Below are 16,602 nucleotides of genomic sequence, written 5' to 3'. Positions count from 1 at the left end.
GTGTCGCTGCGTATCTCGCATGGTCCTGTGGCTCGCGCTGGGTGCCTGGGCGCTCGGCGCGCAGGCAATTGCGCAAGAGGCCGGCTCGGCGCAGGCCCTGCGCGAGCTGCACCAGAAGCTGGCCGGCCAGCTCGCACGCAGCCCGCTGAAGCGGCCGATGCATCTGGAATCGGTGGAAACGGAGAACGGGCTCCAAGGCGATATCTATGCCGTCGTCGATCGCCCGTTGGGCGAGGTGCGCGCCGCGCTCGGCAATGCGTCTCAGTGGTGCGAGATGCTGCTCCTGCACATCAACAACCGGCGTTGCCGCGTGGCCCGGCAGCCGGACGGCGACGTGCTCACGCTCAGCGTGGTGCGGCGCTACGACACGCCGGTGGAGCAGGCCTTCGAGCTCCCCTTCACCCATCGCACCGCCAGCGCCACGCGCGACTACCTGGCGATCGATTTGTCCGCGGAAGCAGGGCCGCTCGGCACCAGCCGCTACCGCGTGATGCTCGAAGCCACGCCGCTCGGCGAGCGCCAGACCTTCCTGCACTTCGGCTACGCGTACGACCACAACATGATGGCGCGCTACGCCACCATGGCCTACCTCGCGACCTTCGGCAGCCACAAGGTGGGTTTCACCGTGGTCGGAAAGGCGCCGAACGGCCAGCCCGAATACATCCGCGGACTGCGCGGCCTGATGGAGCGCAACGCGATGCGCTACTTCTTCACCCTCGATGCCTACCTGGCCGGCCTCAAGGTGCCGGCAGCGAAGCGCTCGGAGAAGCGCTTGCATCGCTGGTTCGAAGCCGTCGAGCAATATCCGGAGCAGCTGCACGAGATCGACCTCGCAACCTACCTCGCGCACAAGCACGAGGACCGGCAGCGCGAAGCCGGCGCGGCGCGCTGACCAGACCCTGTTATCCGCTTAACGCAGCACCAGCACCGGCGTGTGCGAGTGCGTCAGGACGTGCAGCGTTTCGCTGCCCATCAGCAGGCGCTTGATGCCGCGTCGGCCGTGCGATGCCATGACGATCAGATCGCAGCGGAAGTTGCGGGCGGCTTCGATGATGGCTTCCGAGACGAGCTCGGACTTCATGACGACCGCCTTGGTGCTCTCGACGCCCTTGGCCAGCGCCTTTTCCTTCACCTTATCGACCACGCGCTGCGCTTCGGCATCGGCTTGTTCCTGCAGGCGCGTGACTTCCATCTGGTTCAAGAGCAGCGAGCCCTCGAAATAGCCGGTGGGGTAGTGGTGCACCACCTTGACGGCAACCAGTTCGGCTTTCATCAGGATGGCCAGGTCGATCGCGCTGGTCACGGCTTGTTCCGAGAGCTCGGAACCGTCGGTGGCGACGAGTATGCGTTCATACATGGCGGTCTCCCGGGCGGGAGGGGCCCCGCCCCTGCTTGCAGGTTAATGCGCGGACCGGTGCCGAGCAAGGCGTCCGGCGCGTTCTAGGCGGGCCAGCCTAGCGTTTCACCGCAGCGTCACAAAGCTTCGCCTTAATCCCCGGGGCTCGCGCACGGTGCGCGGGTCGAACCAGCAGGAACAAGAATGAACAAGCGATCGAGGATGGGGTGGCTGGCAGCGATGACTGCCGGCGTGGTGGCGACGGCATGCGGCGGCGGGGGAGGCGGGGGCGGGGGCGGTTTCGCGCCGTCGTCGGGCGGTGGAGATGCACCGCCTGCAGCCAAGAGCGTCACCGGCGTGTTCCTCGATTCCGCCGTCGAAGGCCTGGACTACATGGCGGGCTCGTCCGCCAAGGCAGTCACCTCCGCCAAGGGCGAATTCGTCTGCAAGGAAGGCGAGACGGTGCGCTTCAGCCTGGGTGCGCTCGTGCTCGGCAGCGCGACCTGCGGTGCCGCGATCACCCCGCTCACGCTGGCCAATCTGCAAGCCACCGCGGCCGGCGTGAAGGCCGACAAGGTGGTCAATCGCCTGTTCGCGCGCGATCGTCAGCGGCTGCCCGGCGGGCGCGGTCGGTGCGCGCATCATGCGCGGCAGCGAGCTGGAGCGGCCGACGCGCATCTGGCTGCTGCGCTTCGAGCGCAAGCTCGGCGAGCTGCGGCTTCCGGCGCCCTGAAGCCCGAGCCTCGCGAAATTTAAGGTTTCGTGAGGGATTGCTTAAGCAATTCTTAGCGGCGCCGCGGGCCTCGGATTCCTAGACTTCTTTTCCAGCAGGCCGGTGCATGGTGCACCGGCCGCTCACCGAAAAGAAGGACACCCCATGAACATCGATCAGCGCGAGATGCGCAACGTCGCCCAGGCGGCCATGCCCCGCGTCGACCTCTACGCCGGCATCCACAAGGCGCTGCGCGCGCTGATGGCCGACACCCTGCTGGCCGTCGGGCGGATGGACAGCGACGATGCACTCGAACTGGCGCAGGTTGCGCAGCGCGTGATGCAGCTGCTCGACTTCTGCCGCTCGCACCTGCGGCACGAGAACGAGTTCGTGCATGCTGCCATGGAGGCTCGCGCACCCGGCGCCAGCGGCCAGATCGCCCACGAGCATGCCCAGCACGAGGAAGAGATCGCGGTGCTCGCGAACCAGACCGCCGCGCTGCTGCAAGACAGCGCGGCGAACCGGGCGGCCGGCGCGCTCGCGCTGTACCGGGCGCTCTCGCTCTTCGTCGCCCACAACTTCGAGCACATGCACGTGGAGGAAACGGCGCACAACGCGGTGCTGTGGGCGCGCTACACCGATGCCGAGCTGATCGAGATCCACAACGCGCTGGTCGCATCGATCCCGCCCGAAGAGATGATGTTCGTGCTGCGCTGGCTGGTGCCTTTCATGAACCCCGCCGAGCGTGCCGCCATGCTGGCCGACATGCGCGCGCATGCGCCGGCGCCGGCCTTCGCGGCTGCACTCGACGTGGTGCGCCCGCACCTGAGCGAACGCGAATGGGCCAAGCTCGGCGCGAGCCTGGGCCTGCCTGCCGCCTAAGCAGGGATCTCTTCGAGCGCGACCGGCCGGTCCACGCGCAGGCGAAAGCGGCCGCGCCCGGTCTTCTCGATGCGGATGTGCGGGCAGTTCTCGACCAGGCGGCGCTGCAGCAGTACCAGGCGCGCCTCGAGGTTGTCCGAAAGGTCGGGCAGCCGGATGGCCGGGTCGAGCCGCAACTCGCGGTTGGTGAACTCCGAGCGGCCCTGCTGCGCGTGCTCGCGCAGCAGCTTGCCGAGGATGGCTCCGGCCACGCCTTTGATTAGGTAGCGCTCGCCGACGAAGACGCTGTTGTTGGCGAGGTAGTGCCGCACCGGGAAGGGCGGGCCGCTGGCCGAGGGCGCAGCCGCCGCCACGGGCTCCTCGGGCGCCGCGGGCTCGGCCACGGTGTGTAGCAGATCGAGCGCCGCGCCGAGGTGGCCCGCGATGGCGACCAGCGCATCCTCGTCCTCGAAGCCGAAGCGCATGTCGAGCGGGCTCTCGACGAACAGCACGCCGAGCAGCCGGCCGGTCGAGAGGATTGGCACGGCCAGCTGGCTGTGCGGCTCGGCCAGGCCCGGGAAGGGGATCTCGGTGTCGAGCGCGAGGCCGGGTTCGCTCTCGCGCATGCTGCTGCGCACGGCGTGGCTGTAGGCGGCCGCGTTCGTCATATGGCCGATGCGCACCGGCGTGCGTTCGCGCGCGGCCACGCCGATGACGCCATGGCCCATCTCGATCTCGGAGCCGACGCCGGAGGTCGCGTAGCCGCAGCTCGCCACGGCATAGAGGCGCTGCGTCGCCGCGTCGTGCATCAGCACCATCGCGTGCCGGATGTCCAGGTGGTCGTTGAGCGCGGCCAGCGCGGCCTGCAGCAGCTCGTCGGTCGCGCTGCAGGCGGCCAGGCCTTCGGCCGCGCGCCGCACGCCGGCGAGCAGGCCCGGGCGCGGCGCTGCCGGCAGGCATTCGCCTTCCAGGCGCTCGACGGCCTCGACCTCGTAGATGTCGGAACCGAGCAGCCGGAACACACCGGCCATGCCCGAGTGCGAGGCGATGCCCGCGAGCTGCGCCTTCATGCCCTCGAACAGCGGACCCCCGGTTTCGGTGCGCAGGTAGCGCATCTGCAGTCGGTAGAAGCCGGCCGTGACCGGATCCATCACCAGCACGCTGCCGTGCGGATTGGCCAGGATGTTCCGGCGCGTCTTGTTGAAGAACTGGAAGGACAGCGCGACATGGCGCTCGTCCACGTAGTAGACCTGCGAGATATAGGCCACGTTGGGGGTGCCGTCCTCGGCGCAGGTCGCCATCATGGCCGGGATCGCGCCCTCGAAGCAGGCGCGGATTGCGGGCAGCGAGGGCGCGATGCCTGCGGTCATGGCGCGGCGGACGAAGCGGGCAGGGCGCTGCCTGCGCGCGGGCCGGGCGTCTGGTCGAAGGCCTCGGTGGGGCAGAAACTCACGGCGACCACGTCGCCGAGTTCGCAGGCGAGCATCGCGCGCACGAAGACGGCGCCGTAGCCCACGCAGCCCACTTCGTGTTCCATCGAGGCCAGGTAGCGGCGCAGCGCCGGCAGGTCGCTGTCGTCGGCAGCGCGAAGCCGCACCGCCTTGGCCTTGACTTGCACGGTGCGGTGACTCAGCGGCTCGCTGAACACCACGGCCACATGGCCGGTGGCAGCCAGGTCCTGCAGCAGCTGGCGCGATTGGGTGCGCGCGAGGTACACGGTGATCTCCGAGCCCTCGGCCGAGATGCCGGTGCCGACGGCGCGCATCAGGCTCGGGCGAAGCGCAGCGTCGCGCGAAGCCACGATGGCGGACACGCCCTTGCCGATCATCGCGATGCGATCGGGGCTCAGCAGCAGCGGTGGAGGGGCGGCGGTCATGAAAGGAGCTGGAGCGGGAAGAGGGGCATTGTGGTTCAAAGTGGCGCTTCGCCGCATGATTTGCGCGCGGGCATCGCTTTTGCTTGGAAGCGCCATGACCCTCACCACCCGCTCCACGCGCCGCGGCGCGCTTCAACTGCTGGCCGCCGGCGCCGCCTCACTGGCGCTGCCGGCCCTTGCCCAGTGGCCCGACAAGCCGATCAAGATCATCGTGACCTTCCCGCCCGGCGGGTCGAGCGACATCCTGGCGCGCGTCATGGCCGAGCAGCTCGGCAAGAAGCTGGGCCAGCCCGTCGTGGTGGACAACAAGCCCGGCGCCGGCGGCACCATCGGCGGCGCGCTGGTGGCCGCGGCGCCGGCCGACGGCTACACCTTCATGCTCTCGAACACGACGCCGATCGCGCTCGGACCCTTCACGCTGGAGAAGCAGCCCTACGATCCGCTGCAGGCCTTCACGCACGTCGCCTACCTGGGCTCGGCGCCGCTGGCGATCATGGCGAGCAAGCCCTCGGGCATCGCGAGCTATGCCGAGCTCGACGCGCGAGCGCGCAAGGAAGGGCGGCTGGATTTCGGCTCGGGCGGTCCCGGATCGATCGGCCATATCCACGGCGAGCTGATCCGCAAGACGACTGGCGCCAACCTGGTGCACGTGCCCTACCGCGGCGGCGCGCCGATGACCACCGACCTGATCGCCAACGTGATCCCGGTCGGCATCGACGTCATCACCGCCTACGTGCCCTTCTTCAAGAGCGGCCAGCTGGTGCCGCTGGCAGTGACCGGCAGTGCGCGCTCGCCGCTCATGCCCGAGGTGCCGACGGTGGTGGAACTCGGCCAGCCCAAGCTGGTGCTCGAGAACTTCTTCGGGCTCAGCGGGCCGGCGAAGCTGCCCGTGGACATGGTTGCCAGGCTCAACACCGCCTGCAACGAGGTGCTGGTGATGCCCGAGGTGCAGAAGAAGCTCGTCGAGCTGGGCATCGTCGGCAAGCCCGAGAGCACGGCGCGCTTCGAGAGCTTCGTGAGGGAGCAGGTGGGCGTGCTCGGCCCGACGGTGAAAGGCGCGGGCATCAAGCTTTGAGTTGGTTCAGTCGGCCAGCGTGAGCAGTGGCACGTCGCGCTCGTCCGCCATCGCCTCCAGCTCGGCGCGCGTTCGCGTGCGCAGCCAGGCCGCGAGCGCTTCGCGGGTGCCTGGCGCCAGCATGTCGCGCGAGGCCACGCCGGCGGCTTCGCACAGGCGCGCGGCGAAATGCGGCTCCAGCGCAGCCACCGCCACGCGCCCATCGGCGCAGGGGTAGACGCGGTAGCCCGCATGCGCGCCGCCGACCGCGCCGGTGGGCCGGGTCAGGCCCCAGGTGCGCGGCAGTGCGAGCCAGTCGGCCGCGGCATTGAGCGCGACTTCGAGGTACGCGCCCGTCCCCGGCGCGGCACGGGCATGGAGGAGGGCCTTCAGCACCGCCTCGCTCGCGAGCACGGCACCGCCCATGTCAGCATAGAGCGTGGGCGGCAGCTCGGTGCCGGTGACGAGGCCGCTTTCGGCCAGGTAGGTGAGGTCGTGGCCCGGCTCCTCGGCGCGCGCGCCGGGTGCGCCGACGATCGCCACCTGCGAGAGCGCCGGATGGCGCGCATGCAGCGCCGCCCAGCCCAGGCCCAGCTTGTCGAGGGCCGAAGGTCGAAACGAAGTCAGCAGCACATCGGTTTCTTCGAGCGTGCGATGCAGTTCTTCCTGGCCGGCCTCCGTCTTGAGGTCGGCAGTCCGGACGTCGACGCCCTCGTGCAGCGCGGCGTAGGCGGCCTTGTTGTAGTGGCCCATCGGGTCGCCCGTCGGCGGCTCGAACTTCACGCAGCTCGCGCCCATGGCACGGCAGCGCAGCAGCGCGGCGGGGCCCGGGAGGTTGAGCGCGAGGCTCAGCACGCGCACGCCGGCGAGCGGTGCGAAGGCGGGGGCAGGGGAAGTCGGCATGCTGGGTGTCCTCGGCGGTGTCACCTTGGGAGCTTACCGGCTCGGGCCGGCCGCTCTACGATGCGGCTTGCACAGCCCTCAAACCCAAGACAAGGAGACCCACATGTACCAATCCGATCTCATGGCCGGCCGGCGCATTCTCGTGACCGGCGGCGGCACCGGCCTCGGCCGGGCGATGGCCGAGCGCTTCCTGGGCCTGGGCGCCGACGTTGCGATCTGCGGCCGGCGTCAGGCGGTGGTCGAGGAGACGGCGGCCGAATGGCGCACCCAGTTTCCGGGGCGGCGCATCGATGCCTTCGGCGTCGACATTCGCAACGCGCAGAGCGTGGAAGAGATGGTCGAAGCCCTCTGGCAATCTGGCGGGCTGACCGGGCTCATCAACAACGCGGCCGGCAACTTTGTCGCGCCGACCGAGAGCCTGTCGCCGCGCGCCTTCGACGCGGTGGCCAACATCGTCTTCCATGGCAGCTTCTACGTCACGCAGGCGGTGGGCAAGCGCTGGATCGCCGAGGCCAAGGCGGGGCAGTGGAAGGCGGGCGACCCGTACCGCAGCGTCATGAGCATCATCGTGACCTGGGTCGACAACGGCAGCCCCTATGTCGTGCCTTCGGCGATGAGCAAGGCCGGCGTGGAGGTGATGACCAAGTCGCTCGCGATCGAATGGGCGCGCCACGGCATCCGGCTCAATGCCGTCGGACCGGGCGAGATCCCCACCGAGGGCATGAGCAAGCGCCTGAACCCGGGCGAGGAGCCCGGCGCGCGCAGCAAGGCCAACAACCCGATGGCGCGCACCGGGAAGATGAGCGAGCTGCAGAACCTCGCGGCCTTCCTGATGGCGCCGGGCCAGTGCGACTGGCTCACCGGCCAGAGCATCATGATGGACGGCGGCAACGCGCTGGCGACCGGCGGCAACTTCTACGAGCTGCGGCAGTGGAGCGATGCCGACTGGCAGGAGGCGCGCGAGCGCATCGAGGCACAGAACCAGAAGGACAAGGCGCAAAGATAAGGCCCCCCCCGGCTTTTCACTCCGCTTCGCCGCGTGTAACTCCACCCCCCGAGGGGGAGGCCCGGCCGCCTTGGGGCGGCCCGGCGGCGGCCGGATCAGTCCTTGGCGATGTCGGCCCCGCGTTCGGCCAGCAACTCGCGCAAGAATGAGCGGTGGCAATGCGCTTCGTCTTCGCAATAGCAGCCGATCGAGAACGCGCTCTGGTGCGACAGTGCCGCCAGCAGGTCGAGGCTGCGGCTGGCGTCGGCCTCGGCCATCTCGCTCTTGAACTTGCGGCCGAAGGCAGTCCATTGCGCCGGGGTTTCGGCGGCCTGAGCCATCTTCATGGTCTCGACCGAGGGCGCGAGATTCGGGTACCAGACGTCGTACCAGTTCTGCGAGGCGAACTCGGTCTTCGGCACGCCGCGCGGCGGGCGGCGCACGGTGCCGATGCGCAGGCCCTCGCCGGGTGCGCGTTCGGAGCCGAGGCGAACAATGCGGATGGCCATGGGCATTCCTCCTGGATGGACTGTACTGTTGGCTGCGCGACAGGCGCCATCATCGCCGGGCGCCGATACTTGCATCGATCCAACCCGGAGACATCCAATGAACGACCGCATCGAATCGATCCGCCACGCCGATGGCGTGGTCGAACTCCAGCTCTCGCGCGCCGACAAGATGAACGCACTGGACCCCGCGATGTTCGATGCGCTGATCGATGCCGGCACGCGGCTTAGCGATGACACGCGCGTGCGCGCGGTGGTCCTTGCAGGCCGCGGCAAGGCCTTCTGCGCCGGGCTCGACATGCAGTCCTTCGAGCGCATGGGGCAGGGCGGCGCGAGCGGTGTCATCGGGTCAGGCGCCGCTGCGGACCTGCTCGCGCGCACGCACGGCATCGCCAACGCCGCGCAGCAGGTGGCGATGGTCTGGCGCGAAGTGCCGGTGCCGGTGATCGCCGCGGTGCACGGCGTGGCCTTCGGCGGCGGCCTTCAGGTCGCGCTGGGTGCCGATGTGCGGCTCGTCGCGCCCGACACCAAGCTGTCCGTGATGGAGATCAAGTGGGGCCTGGTGCCCGACATGGGCGGCATGGTGCTGATGCGCGAGCTGGCGCGGGCCGACGTGGTGCGCGAGCTCACCTTCACCGGCCGCATCTTCTCGGGCGAGGAGGCGGTGGCGCTCGGCTTCGCGACGAGGGTGTCGGCCGATCCGCTGGCCGATGCCTTGCAGATGGCGCACGAGATCGCGCAGAAGAGTCCCGATGCGATCCGCGCCGGCAAGCGGCTCCTGAACGCGGCAATGGCGCACAGCGCCGCCGACCTGCTGCTGGCCGAATCGGTCGAGCAGAAGGCGCTGGTCGGCAGCGCCAACCAGATCGAGGCCGTGCGTGCCAACATCGAGCGGCGCGCGCCGCGTTTTGTGCCGGAACCCTGAACGCTTTCGTCAGAAGCCGTGGAAGCGCAGCCACTCGTCGGCGGGCGCCCGGTCGCTGACAAGCGCGTTCACCGGATGCCCGGGATCGCGGTGGCCGATGGACATGCCGCAGAACAGCATGCGTTCGGGCGGCAGTCGCAGCACGCTGCCCACCGTGTCCGGATAGACCGCCCAGCACTCCTGGGGACAGCTGTCGAGGCCTTCGCCGCGCAGCAGCAGCATGACGGTTTGCAGGTACATGCCGAGGTCCGACCATTGCGGCGGCCCCATCGAGCGATCGACCGAGCAGAACAGCGCGAGCGGCGCGCCGAAGAATCCGTAGTTGTTGGCGAACCAGCGTCGCCGCGCCGCCTTGTCCTCGCGCGGAATGCCGAGGCGCGCGTACATCGCCTCGCCGACCTGGAAGCGCCGCTCGCGCCAGGGCGAGCGCAGCTCTCTGGGATAGATGTCGTAAGCGGCGGGCTCCGTTTCGCCGGCAGCGAGCCGCGCCTGCATGCGCTGCCTGAGTTCGGCCAGCGCGTCCCCCGCGAGCACGTCGATGTGCCAAGGCTGCAAGTTGCCGCCGGAAGGCGCGCGAGCGGCGGCCGTCAGCACGCGGCGGATCGTCTCGCCGTCGACCGGCGTCGACAGAAAAGCCCGGATGGAATGGCGGCTCGCAACAGCTTCTTGAACGTGCATGGGATCGGCCCGCAGAAAAAATGGGCCAAGCCTATACGCTCCGCGTCGTCAGCGCTTGCCGGCGCCTACCGGCCTTCGCGGCGGGCCGGCAGTCAGGCATCGACGCGCGTTGCCTGCTGTTCGCCTACAAGTCTGGCGCAGACCTGACGCCGCGAGCCGGCATACTCGCTGGGTGCCTATCATCCTGCTTCATCGTTTGGCAGAACACGATCTGCCGGTCGCCGTCAACCACGGTTCGGACGTCGATGCCGTGCGCGTGCTGAGCCTCGCGGGTCACGTCAAGGCGTCCATCCCCAAACCCGTGCGGACCTTGGACGGCTACAACCAGCCGCCGGCCACTGTCATCGCCATCACCTCGCTGGGACACAGCATGATCAAGCGCTTTCCGCGGCGCTAGCCGCCAAGTCGCCCTGATCCGCATGCTGACCGCGGCGTGATGGAGCACGGCGGTCTCCGTCTCGCACGCCTGAGTGACCCCAGGGTTTGCCCGGATCACCGGTCCGGTGATTCGGACGGCCTCTTCGCTCCGCATCCGGATCATCGGCGGAGCACTCGCCCCATCCTCAGCTCATCCCTCATGAAATCAACGACTTAGCGTGCTTTGCGCGCCGCGCGCCGCGTGGCACATCGATTGCTCTGTACCAAGGCCGACCGCGTCGCCCGATGCGGATCCTGGCCATGACACAGGAGACAAACCGATGAGCACCATGGGTGACCTTGACCCCACGGAAACTGGCGAGTGGATCGACGCGCTTGGCGCGGTTCAACAACACCGCGGCAGCGAGCGCGCGAATTTTCTGTTGAATCGCCTCGTCGACGAGGGCCGCCGCGACGGCGTGTACGTGCCCCGTTCGCTGAACACGGCCTACAAGAACACGATCCCGCCCGAGAAGGAGGAAAAGTCTCCCGGCAACCGCGAGATCGAACACCGCCTGCGCTCCATCATCCGCTGGAACGCGATGGCGATCATCCTGCGCGCCAACAAGGACTCGTCCGAACTCGGCGGCCACATCGCGAGCTTCCAGTCGGCGGCCACGCTCTACGACATTGGCTTCGGCCATTTCTGGCATGCCGCCACCGACACGCATGGCGGCGACCTGCTCTTCATCCAGGGCCACAGCTCGCCCGGCATCTACGCGCGCGCTTTCCTCGAAGGCCGCCTGAGCGAGCAGCAGCTGCTCAACTACCGCCAGGAGGCCGATGGTGGCGGCATCCCGTCGTACCCGCACCCCTGGCTCATGCCCGACTTCTGGCAGTTCCCCACCGTCTCGATGGGCCTCGGCCCGCTGATGGCGATCTACCAGGCGCGCTTCCTCAAGTACCTGCACGGCCGCGGCCTCGCCGACACCGCGCCGCGCAAGGTCTGGGCCTTCATGGGCGACGGCGAGATGGACGAGCCCGAATCGCTCGGCGCCATCTCGCTCGCGGGCCGCGAGAGCCTGGACAACCTCGTGTTCGTCATCAACTGCAACCTGCAGCGCCTCGACGGGCCGGTGCGCGGCAACGGCAAGATCGTGCAGGAGCTCGAGAGCGTGTTCCGCGGCGCCGGCTGGAACGTCATCAAGGTGCTCTGGGGCAGCGGCTGGGACGCGCTGCTCGCCAAGGACAAGAGCGGCAAGCTGCTGCAGCGCATGGAAGAGTGCGTCGACGGCGAGTACCAGGACTTCAAGAGCAAGAGCGGCGCCTATGTGCGCGAGCATTTCTTCGGCAAGTACGACGAGACGAAGGCCCTGGTCGCCGACATGAGCGACGAGCAGATCTGGGCGCTGACCCGCGGCGGCCACGACCCGGAGAAGGTGTTCGCCGCCTATGCCGCCGCCGTCAAGCACAAGGGCCAGCCCACGCTGATCCTGCCCAAGACGGTGAAGGGCTACGGCATGGGCGAATCGGGCGAGGGCCAGATGATCGCGCACCAGGCCAAGAAGATGACGCAGGACGCACTGCGCGGCTTCCGCGACCGCTTCCAGATCCCGGTGTCCGATGAAGAGCTGCCCAACGTGCCCTTCATCCGGCTCGCCGAGGACAGCCCCGAGATGAAGTACCTGCGGGAGCGCCGCGCCGCGCTCGGCGGCTACCTGCCGCAGCGCCGCCGCAAGTCGACCGCGCTCGAGATTCCGCCGCTGGCCACCTTCGAGCGCCTGCTCAAGGACACCGGCGAGCGCGAGATCTCCACCACCATGGCCTTCGTGCAGATGCTCGGCACACTGGTGCGCGACAAGGCGATCGGCAAGCACGTGGTGCCCATCGTGCCCGACGAGTCGCGCACCTTCGGCATGGAGGGCATGTTCCGCCAGCTCGGCATCTGGTCCTCGCTCGGCCAGCTCTACAAGCCGCAGGACGCCGACCAGCTCATGTACTACCGCGAGTCGAAGGACGGGCAGGTGCTGCAGGAAGGCATCAACGAGGGCGGCGCGATGTCCAGCTGGATCGTCGCGGCCACCTCGTACAGCACGAACAACGTGCCGATGATTCCGTTCTACATCTACTACTCGATGTTCGGCCTGCAGCGCGTGGGCGACCTGGCCTGGCTGGCCGGCGACATGCGTGCGCGCGGCTTCCTGCTCGGCGGCACCGCGGGGCGCACCACGCTCAACGGAGAAGGCCTGCAGCACGAGGACGGCCACAGCCACATCCTGGCCGGCACGATCCCGAACTGCGTCTCCTACGACCCGACCTTTGCCTACGAGGTGGTGGCCATCGTGCGCGACGGCATGCGGCGGATGTACGCCGAGCAGGAGGACGTGTACTACTACATCACCCTCATGAACGAGAACTACCCGCACCCCGGCATGCCCGAGGGCAGCGAGGCGGGCATTCTCAAGGGCCTCTACCAGTTGAGCGAGGGCGGCAAGACGCCGAAGAAAGGCCACCGCGTGCAGCTGATGGGCAGCGGCACCATCCTGCGCGAGGTGATGTTCGCGGCCGAGCTGCTCAAGAGCGACTTCGGCATCGCGGCCGACGTGTGGAGCGCCACCAGCTACAACGAGCTGCGCCGCGACGGCATGGCCGCCGAACGCTGGAGCCGGCTGCACCCCACGCAGCCCGCGCGCCGGAGCCATGTCGAGCAATGCCTCGACGGCCACGACGGCCCCGTCATCGCGGCCACCGACTACATGCGCAACTACGCCGACCAGGTGCGCGAGTACGTGCAGGCCGCGGGCCGGCGCTACACCGTGCTGGGCACCGACGGCTTCGGCCGCAGCGACTACCGCCGCAAGCTGCGCCGCTTCTTCGAGGTCGACCGCTGGCACGTGGTGGTGGCCGCGCTCAAGGCACTGGCCGACGACGGCGTGATCAAGCACGCCGTGGTGGCCGAGGCCATCGAGAAATACGGGCTCCAAGCCGAGCGCGCCGCCCCCTGGACCGTCTGAGGCAAGGCAGAACATGAGCAACGCAATCGACATCAAGGTTCCCGACATCGGTGACTTCAGCGACGTGCCCGTCATCGAGATCTTCGTGAAGCCCGGCGACACGGTGAAGGCCGAGGACCCGCTGGTTTCGCTCGAATCCGACAAGGCCACGATGGATGTGCCCGCCCCGCGCGGCGGCGTGGTCGAGTCCATTGCCGTGAAGCTGGGCGATAAGGTCAGCGAGGGCAGCGTCATCATGACGTTCAAGGCCGAGGGTGGCGCGGCTGCGCCCGCTCCCGCCGAAGCCGCCAAGCCCAGCGTCAGTGCGGCGCCGTCGGCCACCAGCGCGCCGGCCGGCGTGGCCGAGGTGCGCGTGCCGGACATCGGCGACTTCAAGGACGTGCCCGTCATCGAGATCTTCGTGAAGGTCGGCGACACGGTGAAGGCCGAGGACCCGCTCGTCTCGCTCGAATCCGACAAGGCCACGATGGACGTGCCCGCGCCGCTCTCGGGCGTGGTGACGGCCATCGGCATCAAGATCGGCGACAAGGTCAGCGAGGGCTCGGTGATCCTGTCGCTCGCGACCGGCGATGCGCCTGCGGCGAGCGCCGCTGCACCGGCGCCGGCAGCATCTGCCGCGCCCGCACCGGCGCAGGCCGCTGCAGCCGCCGGCGGCGCCATCGACGAAGCTGCCTTCGCACTCGCCTACGCCGGCCCCGCCGTGCGCAAGCTCGCGCGCGAACTCGGTGTCGATCTCGGAAAGCTCAAGGGCACCGGCGAGCACGGCCGCATCGTGCGCGCCGACGTGGAGGCCTTCGCGAAGGGTGGCGGTGCAACTGCCGCGCCGGCCGCTGGCAAGGCCGCTGCAGCCCCTGCGGGCGGTGGCGTCGGCGGCATCGACCTGCTGCCCTGGCCCAAGGTCGACTTCGCCAAGTTCGGACCGACCGAGCGCAAGGAACTGTCACGCATCAAGAAGATCAGCGCAGCGAACCTGCACCGCAACTGGGTCGTCATTCCTCACGTGACGACGCACGACGAGGCCGACATCACCGAGCTCGAACCCTTCCGCGTGCAGATGAACAAGGAGCTGGAAAAGTCGGGCGTGAAGATCAGCATGCTGCCCTTCATGATGAAAGCGGCCGTGGCGGCGCTGAAGAAGTTCCCGGAGTTCAACGCCAGCCTCGACGGCGATGCGCTGGTGCTCAAGAACTACTGGCACATCGGCTTCGCGGCCGACACGCCCAACGGCCTCATGGTGCCGGTGATCCGCGATGCCGACAGGAAGACCGTGCCCGAGATCGCGAAAGAGATGGGCGAGCTCGCCAAGCTCGCGCGCGACGGCAAGCTCAAGCCCGATCAGATGTCGGGCGGCACCTTCACCATCAGCTCGCTCGGCGGCATCGGCGGCATCTACTTCACGCCGATCATCAACGCGCCCGAGGTCGCCATCATGGGCGTGTGCAAGAGCTACTGGAAGCAGCACTCTTCCGACGGCAAGACCTACACCTCGCGCCTCACGCTGCCGCTTTCGCTGTCGTGGGACCACCGCGTGATCGACGGCGCCGCCGCCGCGCGCTTCAACGTCTATTTCGCCAACGTGCTCGCCGACCTGCGGCGCGTGCTGTTCTGAAGGAAGCTCCCAAATGGCACACATGGTGGAAGTCAAGGTCCCCGACATCGGCGAATTCAAGGATGTCGCGGTCATCGAGCTGCTGGTCAAGCCCGGTGAGGTCATCGCGGTCGATACCGGCCTGATCATGGTGGAGTCCGACAAGGCCTCGATGGAGATTCCGTCGAGCCATGCGGGCACCGTCAGGGAGCTGAAGGTCGCGCTCGGCGACAAGGTGAGCGAAGGCTCGGTGATCCTGGTGATCGAGACGGCGGCGGCGGCCTCACCCTCACCTCAACCCTCTCCCGCAAGCGGGAGAGGGAGCGAACCCGCAGCCGCACCCGCGTCCGTGCCGGCGCCCACGGCCGGCAGCTACGCCGGCAAGGCCGACATCGAGTGCGAGGTGCTCGTGCTCGGCGCCGGCCCCGGCGGCTACTCGGCCGCCTTCCGCAGCGCCGACCTCGGCATGAAGACGGTGCTCGTGGAGCGCTACGCCACGCTCGGCGGCGTGTGCCTCAATGTCGGCTGCATCCCGTCGAAGGCGCTGCTGCATACCGCAAGCGTGATGGACGAGGTCAAGCTGCTGGGCCACCACGGCATCAAGTACACCGCGCCCGAGGTCGACATCGACGCGCTGCGCGGCTTCAAGGACGGCGTCGTCAAGAAGCTCACTGGCGGCCTGGCCGGCATGGCGAAGGCACGCAAGGTCGAGGTCGTCACCGGTGTCGGCAGCTTCCTCGATCCGTACCATGTCGAAGTGTTGGGCGAGGGCGGCGCGAAGAAGGTGGTGAAGTTCGCCAAGGCCATCATCGCCGCGGGCTCGCAGGCCGTGGAGCTGCCTTTCATGCCCGAGGACGAACGCGTCGTCGACTCCACCGGCGCGCTGCTGCTCAAGAGCATTCCGAAGCGCATGCTGGTGGTCGGCGGCGGCATCATCGGGCTCGAGATGGCCACGGTGTACTCGACGCTGGGCACGCGCGTCGACGTGGTCGAAATGCTCGACGGCCTGATGCAGGGCGCCGACCGCGACCTCGTCAAGGTGTGGGAAAAGTTCAACGCGCCGCGCTTCGACCACGTCATGCTCAAGACGAAGACCGTCGGCGCCAAGGCCACCAAGGCTGGCATCGAGGTGAGCTTCGAAGGCGAGAAGGCGCCGAAGGAGGCCCAGGTCTACGACCTCGTGCTCGTGGCCGTGGGCCGCAGTCCCAACGGCAAGAAGATCGGCGCCGACAAGGCCGGCGTGGCCGTCACCGAGCGCGGCTTCATCGACGTCGACAAACAGATGCGCACCAACGTGCCGCACATCTTCGCCATCGGCGACATCGTCGGCCAGCCCATGCTCGCGCACAAGGCCGTGCACGAGGCCCACGTGGCGGCCGAGGCGGCGCACGGCGAAGCGGCGTTCTTCGATGCGCGGCAGATCCCCTCGGTGGCCTTCACCGACCCCGAGGTGGCCTGGGCCGGCAAGACCGAGGAGCAGTGCAAGGCCGAGGGCCTGAAGGTCGCCAAGGCCGTGTTCCCCTGGGCGGCGTCGGGCCGCGCCATCGCCAACGGGCGCGACGAAGGCTTCACCAAGCTGATCTTCGACGAGGCCACGCACCGCATCGTCGGCGGCGGCATCGTCGGCACGCATGCGGGCGACCTGATCAGCGAGCTGTGCCTGGCCATCGAGATGGGCTGCGAGCCCGGCGACATCGGCAAGACCATCCATCCGCATCCGACACTGGGCGAATCCATCGGCATGGCGGCTGAGCTGTTCGAGGGCGTCTGCACCGATCTGCCGCCGGTGAAGAAGAAGTAGGACGCG

At 68.6% G+C, this 16,602-nt stretch carries 16 protein-coding genes; 10 read left to right on the top strand and 6 right to left on the bottom strand.

What is annotated here, in order from left to right; all coding sequences use genetic code 11:
• Positions 1 to 19: 19 nt before the first annotated feature.
• On the top strand, positions 20 to 892 hold the full coding sequence (locus BLS74_RS16245) for a hypothetical protein (RefSeq protein WP_093108029.1): 873 nt from the start codon (positions 20 to 22) through the stop codon (positions 890 to 892).
• Between the two features lie 18 nt (positions 893 to 910).
• Here BLS74_RS16245 and BLS74_RS16240 read toward each other — a convergent pair whose 3' ends face one another.
• A complete protein-coding gene (locus BLS74_RS16240) occupies positions 911 to 1,357 on the bottom strand; it encodes a universal stress protein (protein WP_093108027.1) in 447 nt (148 codons plus the stop codon).
• 219 nt (positions 1,358 to 1,576) lie between these two features.
• On the opposite strand from BLS74_RS16240, the gene BLS74_RS16235 reads away from it, so the two are divergent.
• Entirely contained in the window at positions 1,577 to 2,092 is a 516-nt protein-coding gene (locus tag BLS74_RS16235; protein ID WP_093108025.1) for a hypothetical protein, read from the top strand.
• Positions 2,093 to 2,213: 121 nt separating this feature from the next.
• Positions 2,214 to 2,930, top strand: coding sequence for a hemerythrin domain-containing protein (locus BLS74_RS16230; protein WP_093108023.1), 717 nt, complete (start codon positions 2,214 to 2,216; stop codon positions 2,928 to 2,930).
• Here the strand turns inward: BLS74_RS16230 and BLS74_RS16225 are convergent.
• Together BLS74_RS16225 and BLS74_RS16220 are read right to left on the bottom strand one after the other, a co-directional pair.
• On the bottom strand, positions 2,927 to 4,279 hold the full coding sequence (locus tag BLS74_RS16225; protein WP_093108021.1) for a GAF domain-containing protein: 1,353 nt from the start codon (positions 4,277 to 4,279) through the stop codon (positions 2,927 to 2,929). The two genes, BLS74_RS16230 and BLS74_RS16225, sit on opposite strands and share 4 nt — an antisense overlap.
• Positions 4,276 to 4,785, bottom strand: a complete 510-nt coding sequence (locus BLS74_RS16220) for a hypothetical protein (protein WP_093108019.1) — start codon at positions 4,783 to 4,785, stop codon at positions 4,276 to 4,278. Before BLS74_RS16220 ends, BLS74_RS16225 begins: the two co-directional genes overlap by 4 nt.
• Positions 4,786 to 4,879: 94 nt before the next feature.
• Here BLS74_RS16220 and BLS74_RS16215 point away from each other — a divergent pair, with 94 nt between their 5' ends.
• Positions 4,880 to 5,860 carry a Bug family tripartite tricarboxylate transporter substrate binding protein gene (locus BLS74_RS16215; protein WP_093108017.1) on the top strand — a complete coding sequence of 327 codons (981 nt, stop codon included), beginning with the start codon at positions 4,880 to 4,882 and terminating at the stop codon, positions 5,858 to 5,860.
• 6 nt (positions 5,861 to 5,866) lie between these two features.
• Here the strand turns inward: BLS74_RS16215 and BLS74_RS16210 are convergent, their stop codons facing one another.
• Positions 5,867 to 6,742: a CoA transferase gene (locus tag BLS74_RS16210; protein WP_093108015.1), complete on the bottom strand. Its 876-nt coding sequence runs from the start codon at positions 6,740 to 6,742 to the stop codon at positions 5,867 to 5,869.
• Between the two features lie 103 nt (positions 6,743 to 6,845).
• Here BLS74_RS16210 and BLS74_RS16205 point away from each other — a divergent pair, with 103 nt between their 5' ends.
• Positions 6,846 to 7,748: an SDR family oxidoreductase gene (locus BLS74_RS16205; RefSeq protein ID WP_093108013.1), complete on the top strand. Its 903-nt coding sequence runs from the start codon at positions 6,846 to 6,848 to the stop codon at positions 7,746 to 7,748.
• 95 nt (positions 7,749 to 7,843) lie between these two features.
• On the opposite strand, the gene BLS74_RS16200 is transcribed toward BLS74_RS16205, so the two are convergent.
• Complete coding sequence (locus BLS74_RS16200) at positions 7,844 to 8,236, bottom strand: DUF488 domain-containing protein (protein ID WP_093108011.1); 393 nt, start codon at positions 8,234 to 8,236, stop codon at positions 7,844 to 7,846.
• Between the two features lie 97 nt (positions 8,237 to 8,333).
• Here BLS74_RS16200 and BLS74_RS16195 point away from each other — a divergent pair, with 97 nt between their 5' ends.
• Positions 8,334 to 9,158, top strand: a complete 825-nt coding sequence (locus tag BLS74_RS16195) for a crotonase/enoyl-CoA hydratase family protein (protein WP_093108009.1) — start codon at positions 8,334 to 8,336, stop codon at positions 9,156 to 9,158.
• A gap of 9 nt (positions 9,159 to 9,167) precedes the next feature.
• Here the strand turns inward: BLS74_RS16195 and BLS74_RS16190 are convergent, their stop codons facing one another.
• Positions 9,168 to 9,836, bottom strand: a complete 669-nt coding sequence (locus BLS74_RS16190) for a nitroreductase (protein ID WP_093108007.1) — start codon at positions 9,834 to 9,836, stop codon at positions 9,168 to 9,170.
• Between the two features lie 196 nt (positions 9,837 to 10,032).
• Here BLS74_RS16190 and BLS74_RS16185 point away from each other — a divergent pair, with 196 nt between their 5' ends.
• From BLS74_RS16185 to lpdA, 4 genes are all read left to right on the top strand, one after another.
• On the top strand, positions 10,033 to 10,233 hold the full coding sequence (locus BLS74_RS16185) for a hypothetical protein (protein WP_093108005.1): 201 nt from the start codon (positions 10,033 to 10,035) through the stop codon (positions 10,231 to 10,233).
• A gap of 301 nt (positions 10,234 to 10,534) precedes the next feature.
• Positions 10,535 to 13,207, top strand: a complete 2,673-nt coding sequence (gene aceE, locus BLS74_RS16180; protein ID WP_093108003.1) for a pyruvate dehydrogenase (acetyl-transferring), homodimeric type — start codon at positions 10,535 to 10,537, stop codon at positions 13,205 to 13,207.
• A gap of 13 nt (positions 13,208 to 13,220) precedes the next feature.
• Positions 13,221 to 14,816, top strand: coding sequence for a dihydrolipoyllysine-residue acetyltransferase (aceF, locus tag BLS74_RS16175; RefSeq protein ID WP_093108001.1), 1,596 nt, complete (start codon positions 13,221 to 13,223; stop codon positions 14,814 to 14,816).
• 22 nt (positions 14,817 to 14,838) lie between these two features.
• Entirely contained in the window at positions 14,839 to 16,596 is a 1,758-nt protein-coding gene (gene lpdA, locus BLS74_RS16170; RefSeq protein ID WP_348272429.1) for a dihydrolipoyl dehydrogenase, read from the top strand.
• Positions 16,597 to 16,602 lie beyond the last annotated feature (6 nt).

This window comes from Variovorax sp. CF079, from assembly GCF_900101545.1.
In the GTDB taxonomy this organism is placed as follows: Bacteria; Pseudomonadota; Gammaproteobacteria; order Burkholderiales; family Burkholderiaceae_C; genus Variovorax.
The sequence above is the reverse complement of the archived record's forward strand: the minus strand, read 5'-3'. Positions and strand labels throughout refer to the sequence as shown.